Below are 21152 nucleotides of genomic sequence, written 5' to 3' on the forward strand. Positions count from 1 at the left end.
TCAATGCGGCCGCCTCGGTCGCGGGTGAAGGAGTAGGCCCCGTGAACGAACTGCTAGGCCGGGTTGTCAGTTTCGAGAAGAAGGTGTTCCAGGATCAGCACGCGCTGTACCACACCCTCGCGCACAACGGTCAGAGCCCCAAGGCGCTGATGATCTCCTGCGCCGATTCGCGCATCGTTCCCGAACATATCATGCAGGCCCAGCCGGGTGACCTGTTCGTGTGCCGCAACGCGGGCAACATCGTGCCCCCTTATGCCACCCAGCTCGGCGGCGTTTCGGCGACGGTGGAATATGCCGTCACCGCGCTCGGCGTGCGCGACATCATCGTCTGCGGCCACAGCGATTGCGGCGCGATGAAGGGCCTGTCGGGCGATCCCGCCGATCTCGCCGCGATGCCCAACGTCGTCGGCTGGCTGCATCACGGCGCCGCCGCGCGACAGGTGGTCGACCAGAGCTATCCCGAGCTTACCAACGGCGAGCGCGTCCGCGCGCTGAGCCTCGAGAATGTTGTCGCCCAGCTCGCCCATCTGCGTACCCATCCGTCGGTCGCCGCCGGCATCGCCAAGGGCCATATCTCGCTCCACGGCTGGTTCGTCGACATCCACGAGGGCGTGGTGCTCGGGCTCGACGGCCGCACCGGCCGCTTCGTGCCGATGCGTGACGGCAACGACCTGCCCGTGGCGCATCCCGCCGCGCAGCGTCTCGCCTCCGACGTCGACTATCCCGAGGCGGCGGAATGACCAGCCAGGGGAAAAGGGGGCTGACGCTTCCTTCCTTTCAGACGGTCACGCGTGATTTCACCGCGTCGATCGTCGTCTTCCTGGTGGCGATGCCCTTGTGCATGGGCATCGCCATCGCCTCGGGCGTCCCGCCCGAAAAGGGCCTGATCACCGGGATCATCGGCGGTCTCGTCGTCGGCGCGCTCGCCGGCTCGCCGCTCCAGGTCAGCGGCCCCGCCGCGGGCCTAGCCGTGGTGGTGTTCGAGCTGGTTCGCGATCACGGCCTTTCCGCGCTCGGGCCGATCCTCGTCCTCGCCGGGCTGATCCAGTTCGTCGCCGGCGTCGCCCGGCTCGGCGGCTGGTTCCGCGCGATCTCGCCCGCGGTGGTCCACGGCATGCTCGCCGGAATCGGCGTGCTGATCGTCGCCGGCCAGTTCCACGTCCTGTTCGATGCCAAGCCGCTGCCGAGCGGCGCACAGAACCTCGCCGCCATGCCCGGTCGCCTGCTCGGGCTCCAGCCCGGCAACGCTCAGGCCGCCGAGCTCGCCTTTGCGGTCGGGCTCGTCACCATCGCCGCGATGCTCGGCTGGGAAAAGCTGCGTCCCGCGTCGCTCAAGCTCGTCCCCGGCGCGCTGATCGGCGTGCTCGCCGGCACCTTCGTCGCGCTCGGATTCGGGCTGCAGGTCGCGCATGTCGCGGTCCCTGAATCGATCACCGCGGCGCTGGCGCTGCCCGATGCCACGCTGTTCGCGCGCTGGCTCGATCCCGCCGTGATCACCGCCGCGATCGCGATCGCCTTCATCGCCAGCGCCGAGACGCTGCTCTCGGCCGCCGCGGTGGACCGGATGCACGACGGCGTCCGCACCAACTACAACAAGGAGCTGCGTGCCCAGGGCATCGGCAACCTGCTGTGCGGCTTCGCCGGCGCGCTGCCGATGACCGGCGTCATCGTCCGCAGCTCGGCCAACGTCCAGGCCGGCGCCACCAGCCGGCTCTCGACCATCCTCCACGGCGCCTGGATCCTCGGCTTCGTCGCGCTGCTGCCCTGGCTGCTGCGCGAGATTCCGATGGCGGCACTAGGCGCGATCCTGGTCGTTACCGGCGTTCGCCTCGTCAGCATCGCCCATGCGCGTCACCTGTTCACCCATTATGGCGTGCTCCCGGCGCTGATCTGGGCGGCGACGCTGGTCACGGTGGTGGCGGCGGATCTGCTCACCGGCGTGCTGGTCGGCATCGGCCTGTCGCTGCTCGAGCTGGTGCCCCACCTCCGCGGCCTCAAGCTCAACGTCGCCGAGCGTCAGGAGAATGGCGCGCACGAGATCGATCTCGCCGGCGCCGCCACCTTCGTGTCGCTGCCCAAGCTCTCCGACACGCTCGATCGCGCGCCGCAGGGCTCGACGGTGCGGCTCGATCTGTCCAGGCTGCGCACCGTCGATCATACCTGCGCCGAGCTGCTCAAGGAGTGGTTCCAGCGCCGCCGCGCCGCCGGCGACCTGATCGAGGTGACCGGCGCCTCCGGCCGCATGGTCGCCTTCGCCCACTGACATGCCTGACTGACCTTCCCCCTCCGTTCGTGCTGAGCCTGTCGAAGCACCTGAGTCTCATGCCCTTCGGCAGGCTCAGGGCGAACGGGGGCGGGGGGCGCACCCGGCTGTCGCTGACCCCGAGCAACACTTCGTCACCCATCGGCAACCCGCCGGCAGTACCGCTGCCTTAGCGTGGCCTGCGTCCGGGAAAGACCGGCACCCGTCTCATCCTCCTCCGAGACGAGCGTGCCGGCGGCCCGGACGCAGGAGGGATCTCCCGTCCATCATGTGCCAAGGGGTCCCAATGTACCGTTCGCTACTCGTTGCCGCCGGCCTGCTGGCCGCCGCTCCCGCCGCCGCGCAGGATACCGCGCCGCCGGCGCCGATCACCGTCACCGGCAGCGTCGCCCTCGTCTCCGACTATCGCTTCCGCGGCGTCTCGCAGAGCGACGAGGAACTCGCCGTCCAGGGCGGGCTCACCGTCACCCACAAGAGCGGCCTCTACATCGGCGCCTGGGCGTCGAACCTCGCCGGCTGGGGCACCTTCGGCGGCTCCAACACCGAGCTCGATCTGATCGGCGGCTACAAGCTGCCGCTCGGCGGCGGCGCGCTCGATGTCGGCCTCACCTGGTACATGTACCCCGGCGGCGCCTCCAAGACCGATTTCGCCGAGCCCTATGTCAAGCTCTCGGGCACGCTCGGCCCTGCCTCGCTGCTCGCCGGCGTCGCTTATGCCCCCAAGCAGCAGGCGCTCGGCAATTGGTACGCCACCGGCGCCGCCGCGCAGAGCGGGGGCTACACCGATCCCGGCGACAAGGAGGACAATCTCTATCTGTGGGGCGACGCCACGGCAGGGATCCCCACCACGCCGCTCACCGCCAAGGCGCATATCGGCTATTCACACGGCAACCCCGGGCTCGGCCCCAACGGCACCTCGGTCACCCCGACGGGCAGCTATTGGGACTGGATGATCGGCGCCGACTTTGCGGTGAAGGGCACGCCGCTCACCCTCGGCGTCGCCTATACCGATACCGACATCAGCCGCCGTGGTTCGGCCTATCTGCTGCCCAACTTTTCCAACACGGAAGATGGCAGCAGCATCGCCGGCCCGCAGGTGGTGTTCTCGGTCGCGGCGGCGTTCTGACGCCGTCGCCGCCGCCCCGGATCACCTCTGGGGTGGCGGACGACGATGGGCGAGGTGGTCGTGTCGCCCCGTAACGAAGGAGGGAGCAAGATCGGAGGCGAGGGAACCTCACCCCCGCCGTGTCGGTACTGCCCCCATGGCCTTGCACGACGCGCTGATCTTCACCCCCGACCAGGTCGATCTGACCCGCTCTCCCCTCCGCCGCGGCATCGCCGAGCCCACCTATGTGCTCGGCGCCTTCAATCCCGGCTTCACCCGGCTCGCCAACGGCAATCTGCTGCTGATGGTCCGCGTCGCCGAGGCGCTCAGCCAGCCGGTCAGCGGCGCGCATGTCCGCGCGATCCGCTGGACGCCGGCGGGCTATGTGCTCGACAACCACCGGTTAAGCGGCGTCAACATGGCCGATCCCCGCCAGTTCGAATTGGGCGGCTCTAAGCACCGCATCCTCGGCCTCACCTCGCTGTCCTGGCTGCTCCCGGTAGAGCTGAACGCCGACGGCACGGCCATCGTCGCGATCCATTATGACGCCGCGATCGAGCCCGCCGCGGCCTTTCAGGACTATGGCGTCGAGGACGCGCGCATCACCCGGATCGGCGACACCTGGTACATGACGACCTGCTCGGTCAGCGCCGAACGCCATTGCACCACGCTCCACACCTCGCGCGACGGGTTGCATTACCGGCTCGAGGGCATCGTCCTCGATCACCAGAACAAGGACATGATCCTGTTCGAGGGCAAGGTCGGGACCAAGTTCATGGCTCTGACCCGGCCGCTCGGCGAAGTCTATTTCGCCTATCCGGAAGACAGCCCCTATGTCGGCGGCCCCTCGATCAACTTCGCGCAAAGCCCCGACGCGCTCCACTGGAAGCCGCTCGACGCGCCGGGCCTGCGCGCACGCAAGGGCTCGGCCTCGGCGATGAAGATCGGCGGCGGCACCCAGCCGGTGCTCACCGCCGATGGCTGGATGATGATCTACCATGGCGTCGAGGCGCGCGAGACGGTCGGGATCTACCGCAGCTTCTGGGCGCTGCTCGACCGCGACGATCCCGCGCGGATCCTGCGGGTGGAGGACGAGGTGCCGCTGCTCGAGGCAAACCCGGCGCTCATCGCGCCGATCGCCCACCAGATGTACCTGCCCACCCCGGTGGTGTTCACCACCGGGGTGGTCGAGGCCGGCGACGACTATCTGGTGGCGAGCGGCGAGGCGGATCTGGCGTGCCGGATGACACGGATCGCCAAGGCGCGGTTCCAATGACCCGTCCGTCACCCCAGCGGAAGCTGGGGTCTCAAGCCACTCCTTCTTGTCCTCCCTCGCCAGAGATCGCAGCGTTCGCCGGGATGACGATCAACGCCGCAGGAGCGCAGCCATGACCGACACTCCCTGGTGGCAGACCGGCACCATCTACCAGATCTACCCGCGCTCGTTTCAGGATAGCGACGGCGACGGCGTCGGCGATCTTAAGGGCATCGAGGCGCGGCTCGACCATCTCGTCGCGCTCGGCGTCGACGCGATCTGGATCTCGCCGATCTTCCCCTCGCCGATGCGCGACTTCGGCTATGACGTCGCCGATTACTGCGACGTCGATCCACGGTTTGGCACACTCGCCGATTTCGACAGCCTGCTCGCCGCCGCGCACGCGCGCGGGCTGAAACTGCTGCTCGATTTCGTCCCCAACCACAGCTCCACCGATCACCCTTGGTTCCAGGAGAGCCGCTCGTCGCGCGACAACCCCAAGCGTGACTGGTACATCTGGCGCGACGCCAAGCCGGACGGCAGCCCGCCCAACAATTGGATCAGCGATTTCGGCGGCTCGGCCTGGGAGTGGGACGCCCACACCGGCCAATATTACTACCATGCCTTCCTCAAGGAGCAGGCCGACCTCAACTGGCGCAACCCGGAGCTGCGGCAGGCGATGATGGACGTGCTGCGCTTCTGGTTTGCGCGCGGCGTCGACGGTTTCCGCATCGACGTGCTCTGGCACATGATCAAGCACGCCGAGCTGCCCGACAACCCGGCCAACCCCGCCTATCTGCCGCAGATGGGCGAGATGCACGCGGTGCTTCAGCTCCACTCGACTGACCAGCCCGAGGTCCATGGCATCGCCGCCGAGATGCGCGCGATCACCGACAGCTATCCCGGTGACCGCGTGCTGATCGGCGAAATCTACCTGCCGATCGAGCGGCTGATGCATTATTACGGCCTCGAAGCCCCCGAAGTGCATCTGCCCTTCAACTTCCAGCTGATCGAGGCGCCGTGGCACGCCCGCGAGCTCGCCGCGATGATCGGCGACTATGAGGCCGCGTTGCCGGCGGGCGGCTGGCCCAATTGGGTGCTCGGCAACCACGATCGTCCGCGGATCGCGACCCGCGTCGGTGAGCCCCAGGCCCGCGTCGCCGCGGTGCTGCTGCTCACCCTGCGTGGGACGCCGACGATCTATTACGGCGACGAGCTCGGCCTTTCCGATGTCGCGATCCCCTCCGACCGGGTCCAGGACCCGCGCGAGCTGCGCGAACCGGGGCTCGGCCTCGGCCGCGATCCGGTGCGCACGCCGATGCCGTGGAACGCCAGCGACCATGCCGGCTTTTCCACCGCCGAGCCGTGGCTGCCGCTCGGCCCCGACTGGCCGACCCGCAACGTCCAGGCCGAGGGCGCGGACCAGGGCTCGATGCTCGCGCTCCACCACCGGCTGCTCGACCTGCGCCGCAAGCACGCCGCGCTGGCGGTGGGCGACTTCCGCCTGCTCGACGCCGAGGGCGACGTGCTCGCCTATGAGCGCCGCCACGGCGACGAGCGGATCGCGGTGGCGCTCAATCTCGGCGCTACCGACCAGCGCGTCGCCGTGCCCGCCGGCGAGGCGCTGCTCTCCACCGTCGATCTGTCGCTGATCCGCGACGAGGGCGATCAGCTCGTGCTGCGGCCCGACGAAGCTGTCATCCTGCGCATAACCGGCTAAGCCCCCGCGCATGAAGATCGCGATGCTCGCCCCCATCTCGTGGCGCACCCCGCCACGCCACTATGGCCCTTGGGAGCTGGTGACGAGCCTGCTCACCGAGGCGCTGGTCAAGCGCGGGGTCGATGTCACCCTGTTCGCCACCCAGGACAGCCTCACCGCCGGTACCCTCGCCGGGGTCGTCCCTGCGCCTTATTCCGAAGACCCGTCGATCGACGCCAAGGTCTGGGAGTTCCGCCACCTTGCGCATCTGTTCGAGCGCGCGGGTGAGTTCGATCTGATCCACAACCAGGCCGATTTCCCGGCGCACGCCTTTTCGCATCTCGTCGACACGCCGATAGTCACCACCATCCACGGCTTCTCGTCGGATCGCATCCTGCCGATGTACCAGCCCTATCAGGATCGGGTGCATTATGTCGCGATCAGCGAGGCGGATCGCTCGCCCAAGCTGCGCTACGCCGCGACCATCCACCACGGCATCGTCCTTGACGAATTCCCGTTCAACGCCGCGGGCAGCGACGACCTGCTGTTCTTCGGCCGCATGCATCCCGACAAGGGCGCCGCCGAGGCGATCCGCGTCGCGCACGCCACCGGTCGCCGCCTCGCCATGTACGGCATCGTCCAGGATTCGGGCTATTACGAGCGCGAGGTCCAGCCCCATCTCGACGGCATTCGCATCACCCATCCCGGCGCGGTCGGCGGGCCTGAGCGGGTGAGGGCGCTCGGCGCGGCCGCGGCGTTGCTCCACCTGATCAGCTTCGACGAACCCTTCGGCCTGTCGGTGATCGAGGCGATGGCCTGCGGCACGCCGGTGATCGCGATCAACCGCGGCTCGATGCCCGAACTGATCGATCATGGCGTCACCGGCTTCCTCGTCGACAGCGAGGCCGAGGCGATCGAGGCGGTCGCGCGTTTGCCCGAGATTGATCGCGCCGCCTGCCGTGCCGCTGTCGCCGACCGCTTCACCGTCGAGCGCATGGCCGATCGTTATCTGGAGCTCTACCGACGCATCCTGGGCTGATGGCCGCGCCTGCCGTGCCGCCGCTCTCCTCCTAAGTCATGCGATTACCGACCGCTCGTTTTCGGCGGATCGCTCGGGCCGCCGATACGTTGGGCGCGCGCAAAGCTGGTTTTCCGCGGTGGATCGGGCCGCCGGTGCGAGCGTGCCACGCCCGCCGTCGTGACAGGTCGGCGCGAGCTGGCTAGGCAGCGGTGGCCGTATGGCCCGGCAAGTGACGTGCGTTTGAGAGGCGAGTATTCATGCCCGAGGGGGTTGAGGACAGCGAGATCGGCGAGCGCCGCGGCAGCGGTGCCACCGCGCGCAGCATCGGCAGCTGGGAGTGGGACGTGGTCGCCGACCGCGTCACCGCCGATCCTGGTTTCGCACGCCTCTATGGCGTTGATCCTGATCTCGCGCGGCGGGGTGCCCCGATCAGTGCCTTCTTCGCCGGCATCCATCCGGCCGACCGCCCGCGCCTGGAGACGGAGATCGCCGCGACGCTGCGCGCCGGCGGCGAGTTCGAAAGCGAATACCGCCTGCTCCAGCCGGACGGTCGCGCGCGCTGGGTGGCGGCGCAGGGCTCCTGCGAACTCGATGGTGCCGGCACGCCGGTCCGCTTCCCCGGGATCAGCTTCGATATCGATGCTCGCAAGACCCAGGCGATCCGCTCCGCCGCGCTGGTGGAGCTCAACGATCGGCTGCGGGCCGGCGGCGATCCCGCCGACCTCGCCTTCGCCACCGCGGAGATCCTCGCCCGCACCCTCGAGGTCAGCCGGGTCGGCTATGGCACCATCGATCGCGTCGCCGAGACCATCGTCACCGATCGCCAATGGTGCGCGCCCGGCGTTGCGGCGCTGCCGACGACGCTGCATTTCCGCGACTATGGATCCTATATCGAGGATCTGAAGCACGGCCACACCGTGGCGATCGGCAACGTATTCGATGACGATCGCACCCGCGCCACCGCCGAGGCGCTGCGGGGGCTCGCCGCGCTTGCCTTCGTCAACATGCCGGTTACCGAGCAGGGCGGCTTCGTCGCCCTCCTCTACATCAACAACGCCGAGCCGCGCGCCTGGCTGCCCGAGGAGATCGCCTTTATCCGCGATGTCGCCGAGCGCACCCGCGACGCCGTCGAGCGCCGCCGCGCCGAGGCCGATCTCGCCGATCTCACCGCCAGCCTCGAGCGCCAGGTGGAGGATCGCACCCGCGAGCTGATGATCGCCGAGGAGCATCTGCGCCAGGCGCAGAAGATGGAGGCGGTCGGCCAGCTCACCGGCGGCCTCGCGCATGATTTCAACAATCTGCTCACCGGCATCTCGGGCGCGATCGAGATGATGCAGGTGCGCATCAAGCAGGGCCGGATCGGCGAGCTGGAGCGCTACGCCAATGCCGCGCAGGGCGCCGCGCGCCGCGCCGCCGCGCTCACCCACCGCCTGCTCGCTTTCTCGCGCCGACAGACGCTCGATCCCAAGCCGACCGACGTCAACAAGCTGGTCCACGGTCTGCACGATCTCGTCCAGCGCACCGTCGGCCCGCAGATCGGCGTCGAGGTGGTCGGCGCGGTCGGTCTGTGGCCGGCGATCGTCGATCCCAACCAGCTCGAGAATGCGCTGCTCAACCTGTGCATCAACGCGCGCGACGCGATGCCCGATGGCGGCCGCATCACCATCGAGACCGCCAACAAATGGCTCGACGAACGCGCCGCGCGCGAGCGCGATCTGCCGCCGGGCCAGTATCTGTCGCTATGCGTGTCGGACACCGGCACCGGCATGACCCCCGAGGTCCAGGCCCGCGCCTTCGATCCCTTCTACACCACCAAACCGCTGGGCGAGGGCACCGGCCTCGGGCTGTCGATGATCTACGGCTTCGCGCGCCAGTCCGGCGGGCAGGTGCGGATCTATTCGGAGCTGGGGGAGGGCACCACCATGTGCATCTACCTGCCGCGCTATTACGGCGAGACCGACAATGCCGACGAGCATCAGGTCGTCCGCGCCCATGAGGCAAGCGGCGATGACCGCCGCACCGTGCTGGTGGTCGACGACGAGCCGACCATCCGCATGCTGGTGATCGAGATCCTTGAGGAACTCGGCCACACCGCGCTCGAGGCCGGCGACGGCGCCGCGGCGCTGCGCGTGCTTAACACCGGCGTCGGCATCGATTTGCTGATCACCGATGTCGGCCTGCCCGGGCAGATGAACGGCCGCCAGGTCGCCGACGCCGCGCTGGCGCTGATCCCCGATCTCAAGGTGCTGTTCATCACCGGCTACGCCGAGAATGCCGTGATCGGCAACGGCCAGCTCGCCCCCAACATGGCTGTGGTCACCAAGCCCTTCGCCATGGACGCGATCGCCAGCCGGATCAGTGCGCTGCTGGATCAGGCTTAAGGCACGTCGCGCCCGACCGTCATCCCAGCGAAAGCTGGGAGCTCAGGCCACACGGGAAGCCCCCGACAAGATCCCAGCTTTCGCTGGGATGACGGCACGTGGCTAGCGGCCGCCCTCACGCCGCCGCCCAGCGCACGATCCGCCGCGCCTCGTCGAGGTGCAGCCGCTCCACCATCGCGCCGCCGAGCTGGATCGCGCCGCGATCGGCATTGGCAGGGCTGTCGAATGCCGCGATCACCTCTTGCGCCCAGGCGATCTCCTCCACCGCCGGCGCGAACGCCCGATTGGCGATGTCGATCTGCGAGGGGTGGATCAGCGTCTTGCCATCGAACCCGAGCATCGCGCCCTGCGCGCATTCCGCCGCCAGTCGCTCGGGCGCGTGCAGCGCGTTGCACACCCCGTCGAGCACCGCGAGATTGGCGGCGCGCGCGGCGGTGACGATGGTCGCCAGCGCCGGCACCAGCGGCGCGCGGTCGGTGCCCGGGCGGCAGCGCATCTCCTTGGCGAGATCGTTGGTGCCCGCGATCAGCAATTCGGTGCGGGTCGCCGCCGCGGCCGCGACGATCGCCGGCAGCTGGAGGATCGCGCCGCAGGTCTCGATCATCGCCCAGATCGGCGGGCCATGCTCGCCGAGCGCCGCGCGCGCTGCGGCAAGATCGTCGACGCAACCGACCTTGGGCAGCACCGCCGCCTGCGCGCGCGACTGGCTCACCGCCGCGGCATCGTCGAGCCCCCAGGGCGTGTCGAGCGCGTTGAGCCGGATCGCCCATTCGCGCGCGCCGAACCCCTCCACCGCGACCGCCGCGCCGCGCGCCGCGAGCTTGGCGTTGGGCGCCACCGCATCCTCGAGGTCAAGGATCACCACGTCGCATGCCAGCTCGCGCGCCTTGGCGATCGCGCGCGGGTTTGATGCCGGCATGAACAGGGCGGATCGCCGCCGCACGCTCGCCGCCGCGGTCATGAGCATTGTGCCGCGGGCAGCGCAGCGCCCGGTGCAGGGATCAGATGGTCTGCGGCCGCTGTCGGCGCAGCGCGAACGAAAGCGCGGTCGATCATGGCGCAAGTATAGCGCAGCGAAACGCTCGCGCAAATAGGCCGATCGAAGCGACGATCGGCCATGATCATGCCTTACATAGGTTAACCATGGCAGCCGATTCAGGTGTCCCGGACATTAGCTGCGAGTAACCGACAATGACATCTATCAACAGCGCAGCGCCAAGATGCAAAAGATCCAAGACTAATCAGCGAAACGTCTCGACCGGCGACTGTAGTGATCGGTAGCGTTAAACCGCTTCGCCCACCGCAGCCGTATTAGTACGGCATGCCCCGCCGACGCGCCTCCATGGCGCACCACGCGTGGCCAAAGCAAGGCGCCGACCTTGTCGACCGGATCGGTCGCGACTCGCCCGGCGTCAGCCGACCGCCTTCCACTGCTCGCCGACGATCAGCCCCGGCACCACCGCCGCCGGCACCGCGCGGCCGAACAGATAGCCCTGGCCCTCGTCGCAGCCGCCCTCGCGCAGGTGGCGCGCCTGCGCCAGCGTCTCGACGCCCTCGGCGACCACCTTCATTCCCAGCCGGTGGCCGAGCCCGACCACCGCGTCGATGATCGCGGCGTCGCCGGCATCGGTATCGAGGCTGCTGACGAAGCTGCGGTCGATCTTGATCACATCGACCGGAAACGCCTTGAGATGGGTCAGCGAGGCATAGCCGGTGCCGAAATCGTCGAGCGCGATGGTCACCCCGGCGCGGCTGAACGCGTCGAGCGTCTGGCCGACGCATTCGGCGTCGCGGCCGAGGAACACGGTTTCGGTCACTTCCAGCTCGAGCCGCGATGGCGGCACCCCGGCGCCGTGCAGCCGTTCCATGATCCGGTCGGCAAGGCTCTCGTGTCGGAATTCGGCGGGCGACAGGTTGACCGCGACCCGGCCGAAATCGATCCCGCGGTCCAGCCAGTCGCGCATATCGACGACGATCCGCTCCAGCATCCGCTCGCTCAGCGCCACCGCGAGGTCGAGGTCCTCGAACGCCGCCGCGATCGTGCCCGGCAGGTGCAGGCTGCCCTGGCGGTCGCGCCAGCGCAGCAGCGCCTCGAACCCGCTCACCCGGCCGCTCAGCAGCTGCACCTTGGGCTGATAGAAGGGGGTGATGCGATCGTCATGCGCGGCGTCGCGGGCGATGCTGATCATCGACGAGCGGCGCTGGACATCGGCGCGCATGTCGGCGCGGAACATCAGCAGCCCGCCGCGCTGGCGGCCCTTGGCCGCATAGAGCGCCATGTCGGCCGCCTTGAGCAGTTCGGCGGCGTCGCGGCCGTTGACCGGAAATATCGATCCGCCCGCGGTCGCCTGGCAGTCGAGGATCCGCCCCTCGTGCGTGAACGGCTCGCGCAGCACGCGCAGCACGCGCAGCACCAGCTCGCTCACCGTCGCTTCGCCGTCGACGTCGGTCAGCACCGCGGCAAACTCGTCGCCGCCGAGCCGCGCCACCGCGCAGTCAGGCCCCAGCGCCTCGCGCAGCCGCTCGGCGAAGGTCCGCAGCAGCAGGTCGCCGGCGTCATGGCCGATGGTGTCGTTGGTTTCCTTGAGGTGATCGACGTCGAACAGCACCAGCGCCAGCCGGCTGCCGTCGCGTTCCGCCTGCGCGATGCCGCGCTCGAGCCGCTCGCCAAACGCGGCGCGGTTGGGCAGCCGGGTCATCGCATCGTGGCTCGCCGCCCAGCGGATGCGCTGCTCGGCGGTGCGCTCCTCGGTGACGTCGCGGACGGTGACGAGCACGCGGCCGAGCTGCCCCGCCGCGCCCTCGATCCGCCAGCCGCCGGTCTGCATCCAGCGCAGCGCGCCGTCGTCGGCGCGGTGGATGCGCAGCGTCACCTCGAAGCGGTGGCCGCCGTCGCCCGCCGCCACTGCGGCAACCAGGCTTTCCAGCGCGTGGCGGTCTTCGGGCACCACCAGCGCCAGCGCGGTGGCGACGTCGGGCCGCGCATCGAGCGGCACGCCCATCATCCGCTTCAACTCGTCGGACCATTCGCGCCGGTCATGGACCGCGTCATAATCCCAGATGCCGAGCCCCGCGGCATGCGCGGCGAGGCGGAACCGCTCCTCGCTTTCACGCAACGCATTCTCGGCAAGCTTGCGGTCGTCGATATCCTCGAGCGTGCCGTACCAGCGCACCGCGCGGCCCTCGCCGTCCAGCCGCGCCGCGGCGCGCGAGCGGAACCAGCGATAGCTGCCGTCGCGGGTGCGCAGCCGATATTCGATGTCGACCGGCCGGCAGCTCGCCAGCGCCTCGGCCCAGGCGGCCATGGTCGGCGCCACATCGTCGGGGTGGAGCGCCTCCACCCAGCGCTCGCCGAGCGCGTCGGCGGGCGCGCCGCCGGTGACGTCCTCCCACCGCGAGCTGACCTCTTCGATCGCACCCTCGGCAGAACCGATCCAGTTGATCGTCGGGCTGAGGTCCACCGAATAACGGTAATGCCGCTCGCTCTCGCGCAGGCCCTCCTCGGCCGTCCGCCGGCTGGTGATGTCGCGCAGCACGGTGATCGTCGAAATCGCCTGGCCGGCGGCGTCGCACACATAGGAAATCGAGATCACGCACCACACCACGCTGCCGTCGCGGCGCACGAAGCGCAGGTCGCGGTCGTAGGGCGTCGCGGTGGCGGTATGATGATTGTATTCGGCGTTGGCGGCCGCGGCGTCGTCGGGGTGGATGTAGGCCTCGAGCGACACGCCCGCCAATTCGTCGACGCTGCGTCCGATCAGCTCGCAGAACCGCTCGTTGACCGCGAGCACGCGGCGTGCCGAATCGCGGTGGAGGATGCCGATCCGCACCCGGCTCAGCGCCCGATCGAGATCGGCGCTGCCAAGGTCGCCGGTCGACCCCCATGGCGTTGACGGCTGGTCGGCACCGGCGGCGGCCAGCGCAGGGTGGCGGGCAAGCGTGTCATAGATATCGGCCAGCGTGGCGGAGATTTCGCCCCCGTCATCGCCGCTGTCGACGAAACTGCGACCCTCCACCTGATCCATCCGATCTCTGCCCTCTTCACCTGGCCCGGTCCGAGCCTCGTCCGCTTTCCCCGTTTGCTGCTTAATGAACTGTAACAGAACCGTTTTGGGTAGACGGGCAGCGTTATCTTGGCCCGCAACAGCGCCGCCGCTACACGCCGAGCGGCGTCGCGCAATTGCTCTTCACCGGGTGCGCGCTGTCGCCGGAAACGCTGAACTGGTTCTTGCGCATCCGGAAGTCGGCGGTGCGGGTGATCACCAGCGGCGCCTTGAAATAGCTGAACACGCTGGTCGGCAGCAGCGGCTGGTAGCGATAGCTCACCTGCGCGTGCGCCATGATCTCGCCCACCGGCAGCACCCGGCTGAAGCTCGGCAGCGTCTGGGTGGTGTGGCAGCCAAGCTTGGGCGTCGCCGCGACATAGCCGCCGTCGAACTGCTGGGCGTAGGTCGCGTCGGCAAAGACGTTGCGCACCACCCCGTCTGACTGGCGCTCGGCGCGCACCACGGTGAAGATCACCCGGCCATATTGGCGCATCTTGAGCGGCTGCGCGGAGACGTCGATCGCCTGGAACAGATCGTAGATCTGCGCCTCGGAGGTGGCGATCCCGCCCACCCCGGTCTGCGCGACCATGTCGGCGACCATCGTCGCCAGCCGCTGCGTGGTGTTGGAGGCGAGGATGTAATTGGCCATCTCCAGCCCGCCGAGCGCGAAGCCGAGCAGCAGCGGCATGGCGAGCGCGAACTCGATCAGGCTCACCGCGCCGCGATCGCGCGCCAGCCGCGCCAGCAAGCCGGGCGGCCGCGCAGCCGGGGCGGGTGAAGGGGGCGGCACCAGGCTCATTGTGTCTTCACCGGCTCGTTGCGCACCACCGAGGCCGCGCGCAGCGTCACGCCGCGCGCACCGGGGCCGCCGAGGTTGAGGAAGCCGAACAGATGCTGCACCGGGAAGGTCGCGGTATAGGTGACGACATCGCCCTCGGCGCCCACCGTGCTGTTGGCGATCGGCAGCGCCGGATCCCACACGCCATTGCCGTTGCGATCGGTATAGGGCTCGCCGACGAACGATCCCGAAGGGCCGTCATATTTGCCGTTGCCGTTGGTGTCGGTGTAATCCTCGGGCCGGGTCTCGCTGAAGTTGCGATAGGCGGTGGCGACGACGTTGAGATGCTGGCCGGGGACGAGCAGGAACCGGTTCATCGTCCGCGCAATCGCGGTCTGCATCGCGGCGTTGCGATCGGCCTGGCTGCTCTCCTGGGTGGCGCTGCTCGCACGCGCCGCCGCGGCGACGGCGCCGGTCAGGCTGCTCTGCGCGACATAGATATAGCCCAGATCGATCGTCCCGCAGATCAGCAGGATCAGCACCGGCGCGAGCATCGCGAACTCAACGGCGGAGATGCCGCGCAGGTCGGCCGCGAGCCGGCGGAGCGGAAGCAGCGCGATCATTGCGTGAGATGCACGTCGACGAGGGTGCGGGCGATCTGGGTGAAGGCGTTGCTGAGATCGGTTGGCGTGGTGCTCAGCCAATAGCCGTTCTTGCCGCAATTCTTAAGGCGTGCCTGGCTGTCGGCATCGATGTCATTGGCCCGGTTGATGGCCACCACGTAGATCTGGGCGGCTTTCTGACTGTCCGGAAAGACATAGGAGTTGGCGATTGCACAGGCTTTGGCGAAGCGTAGATTGGCCGCGTCGCCGATCTTGGTGGTATTCTCGGTTGCGGTGGTGATCGACTGGTCGTTCACTGAGCCGTAGGCGGTGTAGACCTTGTCATTCTCTTTGCTGCTGCCGCCCAGCTCCGTCTTGCCGTCGGTCATGAACACCATTGCCCTCACCGGTGCGCCTGAGCCGTCGGGCTTGGTGCGCACGAACTTCGTGTAGCGCGACAGGATTCGCCAGCCCCAGATGAAGCCGGTGTGGTGCATGGTGCCGTTGGCGGGCAGGATGGCCCAGACCTTCTGGTCGATGAAATTATCGAAGGTCGCGCGGCTGACGTTGTAGGTAATCGGCAGGCCGGGCTCCGGGCACTGCCAGTTGGGCGAGGGCATGTTGGTGTTGTTGGATGTCACCACATAAGGGGCGGCGGCCTTGAACGAGCTCAGATAAGGAATTTTGTCGGCGCGAACATAGAAGTCGGTGCCGGTATTGGTGAGCGGATTAAACGCATTTGGCGCGGTTGGGTCATAATAGCTGGTCTTGTCGGCGGCGACGATCACGTCATTGGTCATATCGGCTGCGCCATTGTTGATGGCGATGTAGTAGCGGTAGAAAAAACGCTTGAACGAAGCTGAATTGGCCAGTGCCGACACTGCTGCCGTTCCGGTCCCCGCCTTGGGGTCCCAGTACAGGTTGTTGGTGGAATTAGGGTTGTAATAGCTCGATGTCGTGGTCTGGTCATAGTCGTTGTAGGTAGACAGCCACAGCGGCGGCATGATGAGCGGCCGGATGGGGTTCATCGCGTGGGGCGAGCCTGGGCGGGGCGTGTCGCCGGGCAGCTCATTCGTGACGTCATAGGCGCCCGGCTCGATGGTGGTGGCGGAACTGGACATGGTGTTGACGGTCTCGTCGTTGGCGACGCACCCCTTCCAGCCCATTGCGTCACCGGATGCCCAATCGCGATCGGAGAACCCTGGGATCGTCTCGATCGGGATGTTGGCCGCTTTCAGCAGCGAGCCGACGTTCACCTGATTGGTATAGTTGATGATCCCCATCGCCAGGTTCGGCTGAGCGTTCTGCGAGCCCTGGTAAAGTACGTTGATGAAGCTGTGCATGGCCGATTTGAGCGCGTCGATCTTGGCGACGCCGTTGATCGTCTGTTGCATCGATCCGGTATTATCGAGCACCACCATCACCTCCAGCGGGTGCGGCTGGAATTCGGCGTGCGCGGTGACGGACACCGTGTGCGGCGCGATCCCGAAGATGCTCATGAACGTCATCGGCACCAGCCCGACGGCGTTCACCACCGTCTGGCTGACGCCGTTGTTGGTGGTGAAGATCGGGTCCTCCAGCGCCTTGGTGCCGCCGATCGGCGGGGTGCCGCCGCCTTGCTGGACGCCCATGTAGCTGTCCGGGAAATTGTCCCGGAAATAGGCGATCACCTGCTGCTTGCGGCCGTTCGGATCGCTGTCATCCTTGTTGTCGAAAGCATTGGCGCCAGCCAGCGCCGCCGCGTCGACGCCGGCCTGCATCTGGCTGGTGGTGATGTAGAGCCGCGCCAGGTCGATCGCGGCCCCGACCGAGGCGATCATCGGAAACAGGCCTGCCGCCATCAGCGCCAGTGTCGAGCCGCGCCGGTTGCGGCGCAGCGCGCCGACCGCCAGCACCAGCCTCGCCACCATGGTGCCGCGCGCTAGCGGCCACTTTCCCAATGACACCGTCATCTTGCCCCGCGACGTAATCTTCGCCGCTGGCAATTGACCCAATTCGGTTAATATCCAGTATGGACAAAACTTAGTTTGGTATTGATCCGTATCATCTTCACGTTGCTTTGCCACTCAACTCAGGGGCTTGGCGTTGCTGGAAGCATGCGGCGGCGCCCGGCGGTAACATGATATCCCGGCGCTCCTACGGTATGCGCCCGGCAGCGATGTTTACCGGCCCGCGTCGGAACCGCACGACAAGGGGCGACGGTCACGACCGCCGCCCCAACAGCATCGACCATCCGGCCGATCCCAATTGCCTCTAGAACTTCAGCCGCGCGCCCATCGTGAACGATCGCCCGATCGGATCGTACAGCGTCGGAAAGGTGTTGCCGCTGTTGAAGGCGGTGCCGCCGACGCCCGAGCCGGCCGCTGGCGGATCCTTGTCGAGCAGATTGTCCACGGTCAGGCTGAGCTCGAGATTCTTGGTCGGCATCACCCGCACCGCGAGATCGAAGTAGTTGTACGCGGGGATATTGCGATAGGCGGCAAGCACCGTGCTCGGATTGGGCCCGCCGGGTTGCGCCGTGTCGCCGGGCAGCCGCGTTGCCAGGAACGGTTCGAGCGATACCGGGCTGATGTGCGTCCATAGCAGCGAGATGTCGAACGTCTCCTGGCTGTAGGTCAGCCGCCCGTTCCACTTCCACTCGGCCCGCGGGTTGGTGCAGCCGCTGGCGCTGTAATAGCCGGTGCAATCACGGTTGATCGCGTTCGGCGTCGCCTGGAAATGATAATAATCGAGCCAGGTGGCGTTGAAGCTCATCGCCAGCTCGCCCGGCACGTTGACGCCGAGATCGTCGAGCTTGGCGCGCTGGCTCACGCCGAAGTCGATCCCTGCCGTCTCGATCCGGCCGAGGTTTGAATAGCTCAGGATCACGCCCGCGGTCTCGCCCGCGCCGTTGAGCGAGCCGGTCAGCGGGTTGCGCTGGATCAGCGCGCAGAAGGCGTTGTTGGTGAAGCCTGGATTGAGCGACGCCGAATAGCAGCCGTTGAGGATGTCGGCCTGCGCCGGCTGGGTGATCGCATTCTTGACGACGATGTTGAAATAGTCGGCGTTGAAGGCGAACCCCGGCAGGAAGCTCGGCTGGAGGATCCCGCCGAGCGTGTAGGTGGTCGCCCGCTCGACATCGAGGTCGTTATTGCCCTGGGTGGTGACGTTGATCTGGCCCGAGGTCGGCGCCGGGATCTGGCCGATGGTGTTGGTCGGCGCACCGGTGGCGACGCACAGCGCGGCAATACCGGGATTGGCCGCGGCGTTCGCCAGCTGGTTCGCCTGACAGGGATCGACGGTCAGATTGCCCAGGCCCTGGACGGCAGACTGGAACAGCTCCTGGATATTGGGCGAGCGCACCGCCTTTTGATACATCGCGCGGAACTTGAAGCCCTGGAACGGCTCCCAGCCGCCGCCGGCCTTCCACGTCGTGCTGCTGCCGGTGGTCGAATAGTCCGAATAGCGGATGCCGCCTTCTGCCTGCAGACTGTAGAAGAAGGGCACATTTTCGACGAGCGGGACGATCAGCTCGCCGAACACTTCCTTGACGTTGTAGCGGCCGCGATCGGGCGGGGTGCGCGCACCGGTGCCGAGCACCTCGCCCTGGATCTGCGATGGTGCATCGGGCGTGCTCGCCGCGGAAAGGGTGCGTACCTCGCCGCCGATCGAGAAGCCCACCACCTTGGAGGCGAACGGCGAAGTCAGGCCGAACAGGTCGCCGCCGATGTTGCCGGTGATCACCGACAGCTTGGTCTTGCGGTTGATCAGCGCGTCGAGGTCGATGAACGCCAGCTGGTCCGCGGTGATCGAGCCGTTGGGGCCGAACAGGTTGAGCGGGACGCAGCCGTTGGCACCGTCGGTGCACACCGCCTGGCCGCCGGCGGTGCGATAGGCGCGCAACGCCTGCTGCACCTTGCTGAACGATCCCCAATTCTCGCGGACCTGATTCTGCGTGGTCTCGCCATATTGGCCGGAGAGATCATAATGGAGGGTAGGGGTGATGTCGCCGCGCACGCCGCCCTGGATCTGGAACACCTGGCTGGTGATCGGATTGCCGCGCGGCCCATATTCGGTAAAGCGCCGCTGCGCGATCACCGGCACCTCCACATAGCCGGCCGTGCCGGGGCCACCCTGCGCAGCGGCTGCGGCGTTGCAGGCAGCCACCGAGATCGAGCGTGCCGTGCACAATTGGCTGCGGACGCCGGCGGGCAGATAGGGGTTGTTGAGCGACAGCTGATAGGTGTTGCCGAAGGTGCCGGACGGCGCCAGCTGCAGCCGCACCTCGTTGCGGACGTAGAAGGCGCTGGTGTACAGTTCGATGCCGTCGGTCAGCCCGTAATGCGCTGCGGCATAGACGTTGATCCGCTCCAGGGGAGTCTGGAAATAGGTGCCGTTGTTGGTGTTGTAGGTGTCGGCCGCCGTCGCCGCCTGCAGCCGCCCGGTAGCGGGATTCACCACCGCGCCAAAGCTGCTCGCGGGCAAGCCGAGTTGGGCGTTGGTCGGCGCGGCGAAGATCGTCACCTGCGCCGCCGTCGCGCCAGAGAACAGCCCGGTGGTCGAGCTCACCGGAAAGGCGCTGATCGCTCGCTGGGTGTGGAGCAGCGGGTCGGCCTTGGTATAGCCGATGCCGAGCACGGCATTGCCGCGGCCGTCTCCCAAGTTGCCACCGATCGTGATGTCGCCGTTGAAGCGCGCCGCATCGCCGCGTTCGGCGATGCGATATTGAGCCGAAGCATCGACGCCCGAGAAATCGCGACGAGTGATGAAGTTGACCACGCCGGCCACCGCGTCGGCGCCGTAGACTGACGAGGCACCGCCGGTGACGACGTCGACCCGCTCCACCAGCGCCACGGGAATGACGTTGGTGTCGGTCAACCCGTCCAGCCCGAACGGCACGATGCGTCGTCCATCGAGCAGCACCAGCGTCCGGTTGCTGCCGATGCCGCGCAGGTCCAGCGTCGATGATCCATCCGAACCATTGTTGACGCCCGGGCCCAGCGACGGGCGGATCGCCGGCAGATCGCGCAGCAACTCTTCGGCCGTGGCGGGCTGGCGCAGGGTGATTTCCTGCTGGCCGATCACGCTCACCGGGCTCGAGGTTTCAAGATCGGGACGACCGATCCGCGAGCCGGTGACGATGATCTCACGGTCGTTCTCGGCCGATGCCTGCGCCACTTCGGGTGCGGCTTCTGCCGGCACGGTCTGGGCCAGCGCTGGTCCGGTCAGCGCCGCGGCACCGGCAAGAAGCGTAGACGCAAGTAGAGAACGCTTAAAAGCGAGTGTGATCATGTAGTTTACCCCCGTTTCAACCATATCCCTGTGTGGGATTACGGCCGAATCGGAAGTTGCCTGATGATCTCTCGCGTAACAACATGAATCATATTGTTACAAGCCATGGCCAGATGGCGTGACATTGCCGTCACAAAGCGGCAGCGCATCTGCCACTTTCACAGGCCTAGTAATTATACGGTAGTAAGGTGGCTGATCAGACTGTGGTCTTCAGGCGAAACGACTGTTGCTGCGACGATGGCCGCTGCGGCGCTCAGCGACGCGTCCCGCCGAACAACCGACCCAGCATTGCTTCGGCAGCCTTGCCGACGGCCTCGGCAATCGCCTGCGGGTCGGGCTGGGTCTGGGTGCCCTGCGCGCCGGGCGGCGGTGTTGATGCATCGGCCGCCGGCCCGTCGGGGGCTGGGGACGTAGGCCGGGCGGCCTGCCGCTGCGCCTTGCCCTTGGCCACCGCCGCGCTTGCTGCCGCAGCCGCCATGGTCAGCCCCGCCGCGAGCATCTCGCGCCCGTGCGGGCTGTTGGCCTTCTCGAGTAGCGCGCCACCCACCTCGCGCACCTCCTTGGGCAGCCGGATTCCCAGCACTTCCTTGGGGAGCTTCGCCTTCTTCTGCTTCTTGTCCTTGGCCATGCCGGTGCCTCTCGTTCGTGTGTCGCCAACATAAGACACTGGCGCAGGCTTTCAATTGCTGCCGGGCGCGGGTGCTGGCAGCGGCTCCCGTGCGTTCCTATCT

Annotated in this window: 14 protein-coding genes; 7 read left to right on the plus strand and 7 right to left on the minus strand. The window is 67.6% G+C overall.

Annotated elements, in window-relative coordinates:
* Positions 1 to 41 precede the first annotated feature (41 nt).
* The 7 genes from OXR60_RS04610 (at position 42) to OXR60_RS04640 (ending at position 9724) form a co-directional block, all read left to right on the plus strand.
* A complete protein-coding gene (locus OXR60_RS04610; RefSeq protein ID WP_267394526.1) occupies positions 42 to 740 on the plus strand; it encodes a carbonic anhydrase in 699 nt (232 codons plus the stop codon).
* Positions 737 to 2263 (plus strand): SulP family inorganic anion transporter, encoded by a 1527-nt coding sequence (locus OXR60_RS04615; RefSeq protein ID WP_267394528.1) that lies wholly within the window; start codon positions 737 to 739, stop codon positions 2261 to 2263. The genes OXR60_RS04610 and OXR60_RS04615 overlap by 4 nt, the downstream gene beginning before the upstream one ends.
* 286 nt (positions 2264 to 2549) lie before the next feature.
* Positions 2550 to 3389: a TorF family putative porin gene (locus tag OXR60_RS04620; RefSeq protein ID WP_267394530.1), complete on the plus strand. Its 840-nt coding sequence runs from the start codon at positions 2550 to 2552 to the stop codon at positions 3387 to 3389.
* Positions 3390 to 3525: 136 nt separating this feature from the next.
* A complete protein-coding gene (locus OXR60_RS04625; RefSeq protein ID WP_267394531.1) occupies positions 3526 to 4644 on the plus strand; it encodes a glycosidase in 1119 nt (372 codons plus the stop codon).
* A 112-nt stretch (positions 4645 to 4756) separates the two neighbouring features.
* Positions 4757 to 6343 (plus strand): alpha-amylase family glycosyl hydrolase, encoded by a 1587-nt coding sequence (locus tag OXR60_RS04630; RefSeq protein WP_267394533.1) that lies wholly within the window; start codon positions 4757 to 4759, stop codon positions 6341 to 6343.
* Between the two features lie 10 nt (positions 6344 to 6353).
* Positions 6354 to 7361: a glycosyltransferase family 4 protein gene (locus tag OXR60_RS04635; protein WP_267394535.1), complete on the plus strand. Its 1008-nt coding sequence runs from the start codon at positions 6354 to 6356 to the stop codon at positions 7359 to 7361.
* Positions 7362 to 7600: 239 nt separating this feature from the next.
* Entirely contained in the window at positions 7601 to 9724 is a 2124-nt protein-coding gene (locus tag OXR60_RS04640; protein WP_267394537.1) for an ATP-binding protein, read from the plus strand.
* Between the two features lie 115 nt (positions 9725 to 9839).
* Here OXR60_RS04640 and OXR60_RS04645 read toward each other — a convergent pair whose 3' ends face one another.
* The 7 genes from OXR60_RS04645 to OXR60_RS04675 form a co-directional block, all read right to left on the minus strand.
* Positions 9840 to 10685, minus strand: coding sequence for a CoA ester lyase (locus tag OXR60_RS04645; RefSeq protein ID WP_267394693.1), 846 nt, complete (start codon positions 10683 to 10685; stop codon positions 9840 to 9842).
* 451 nt (positions 10686 to 11136) lie between these two features.
* Positions 11137 to 13749 (minus strand): EAL domain-containing protein, encoded by a 2613-nt coding sequence (locus OXR60_RS04650; RefSeq protein ID WP_267394538.1) that lies wholly within the window; start codon positions 13747 to 13749, stop codon positions 11137 to 11139.
* Positions 13750 to 13879: 130 nt separating this feature from the next.
* The gene (locus OXR60_RS04655) at positions 13880 to 14560 is read right to left on the minus strand and encodes a TadE/TadG family type IV pilus assembly protein (protein ID WP_267394540.1); all 681 of its coding nucleotides are present in this window, start codon (positions 14558 to 14560) and stop codon (positions 13880 to 13882) included.
* A gap of 5 nt (positions 14561 to 14565) precedes the next feature.
* On the minus strand, positions 14566 to 15171 hold the full coding sequence (locus tag OXR60_RS04660; RefSeq protein WP_267394542.1) for a TadE family protein: 606 nt from the start codon (positions 15169 to 15171) through the stop codon (positions 14566 to 14568).
* Positions 15168 to 17102, minus strand: a complete 1935-nt coding sequence (locus tag OXR60_RS04665) for a pilus assembly protein TadG-related protein (protein ID WP_267394544.1) — start codon at positions 17100 to 17102, stop codon at positions 15168 to 15170. Before OXR60_RS04665 ends, OXR60_RS04660 begins: the two co-directional genes overlap by 4 nt.
* Before the next feature lie 301 nt (positions 17103 to 17403).
* Positions 17404 to 20331 carry a TonB-dependent receptor gene (locus OXR60_RS04670; RefSeq protein ID WP_267394546.1) on the minus strand — a complete coding sequence of 976 codons (2928 nt, stop codon included), beginning with the start codon at positions 20329 to 20331 and terminating at the stop codon, positions 17404 to 17406.
* Between the two features lie 343 nt (positions 20332 to 20674).
* Positions 20675 to 21049, minus strand: coding sequence for a hypothetical protein (locus tag OXR60_RS04675; protein WP_267394548.1), 375 nt, complete (start codon positions 21047 to 21049; stop codon positions 20675 to 20677).
* Between the last annotated feature and the right edge of the window lie 103 nt (positions 21050 to 21152).

It is taken from the genome of Sphingomonas sp. GC_Shp_5, from assembly GCF_026540855.1.
GTDB lineage: Bacteria > Pseudomonadota > Alphaproteobacteria > Sphingomonadales > Sphingomonadaceae > Sphingomonas.

Excerpts from the sequence above, each read along its gene's own strand:
- OXR60_RS04650 (WP_267394538.1), bottom strand. The coding sequence starts at position 13,749 with ATGGATCAGGTGGAGGGTCGCAGTTTCGTCGACAGCGGCGATGACGGG.
- OXR60_RS04660 (WP_267394542.1), bottom strand. The coding sequence starts at position 15,171 with ATGATCGCGCTGCTTCCGCTCCGCCGGCTCGCGGCCGACCTGCGCGGC.
- OXR60_RS04625 (WP_267394531.1), top strand. The coding sequence starts at position 3,526 with ATGGCCTTGCACGACGCGCTGATCTTCACCCCCGACCAGGTCGATCTG.
- OXR60_RS04635 (WP_267394535.1), top strand. The coding sequence starts at position 6,354 with ATGAAGATCGCGATGCTCGCCCCCATCTCGTGGCGCACCCCGCCACGC.
- OXR60_RS04665 (WP_267394544.1), bottom strand. The coding sequence starts at position 17,102 with ATGACGGTGTCATTGGGAAAGTGGCCGCTAGCGCGCGGCACCATGGTG.
- OXR60_RS04630 (WP_267394533.1), top strand. The coding sequence starts at position 4,757 with ATGACCGACACTCCCTGGTGGCAGACCGGCACCATCTACCAGATCTAC.
- OXR60_RS04615 (WP_267394528.1), top strand. The coding sequence starts at position 737 with ATGACCAGCCAGGGGAAAAGGGGGCTGACGCTTCCTTCCTTTCAGACG.
- OXR60_RS04640 (WP_267394537.1), top strand. The coding sequence starts at position 7,601 with ATGCCCGAGGGGGTTGAGGACAGCGAGATCGGCGAGCGCCGCGGCAGC.
- OXR60_RS04620 (WP_267394530.1), top strand. The coding sequence starts at position 2,550 with ATGTACCGTTCGCTACTCGTTGCCGCCGGCCTGCTGGCCGCCGCTCCC.
- OXR60_RS04645 (WP_267394693.1), bottom strand. The coding sequence starts at position 10,685 with ATGACCGCGGCGGCGAGCGTGCGGCGGCGATCCGCCCTGTTCATGCCG.
- OXR60_RS04675 (WP_267394548.1), bottom strand. The coding sequence starts at position 21,049 with ATGGCCAAGGACAAGAAGCAGAAGAAGGCGAAGCTCCCCAAGGAAGTG.